The 548-nt window shown below is 40.9% G+C and carries 1 pseudogene; it reads left to right on the top strand.

The annotated features are described in order from the left end of the window. Positions 1-548, top strand: a pseudogene (locus R7190_RS29880) (peptidoglycan-binding protein LysM); the annotation flags it as partial.

The following is a 548-nucleotide window of genomic DNA, read 5'->3' as shown; positions in this document are numbered from 1 at the left end:
ATGGTTTATATCGAGATTATAAATCAGGAACGTTTTCGAAAGGGCAGTATGATTACCGTAGGAAAAAACTATTAGAGAATGTAGCAAAAAATCTTGGGCCAACTGAGAAGCTTCTCTTTAATGGTAAGAAAGCTCGAGAGGCTATGAGGATATCTCGAAACGGCGGGGTTATGACTACCGCGGCGCTTCAGAAGAATACTGATAGGTTAGCAAAGTTATCAAAAGTAGCAGCTAAAGGTGGCACTGTATTGACTGCAGTTAATATTGGTATTGCCTGCGATCAGATAGCTAGAGCAGACTCTAACGTAAAGAAAAACGAAATATTGGTGGAAACTGCAGCAAGTACAGTTGTAGGTACCGTGTCTGGTATTGCAATATCATTATTTGTTGTTGCTACACCCGTTGGTTGGGTGGGAGCTCTGGTATTGGGAGTTGCTTCATCTGTCGGAAGTTATTATTCAGGAAAACAAGCTGCAGCGGTATATAAAGAGCACTATTCTCACTTAGACGTAGTTAAATCGACAGGTGTAGGTAATATATGCAGCTAT

It is taken from the genome of Vibrio sp. 1078-1 (assembly GCF_033340475.1).
This window is presented reverse-complemented; position numbering and strand designations above follow the sequence as displayed.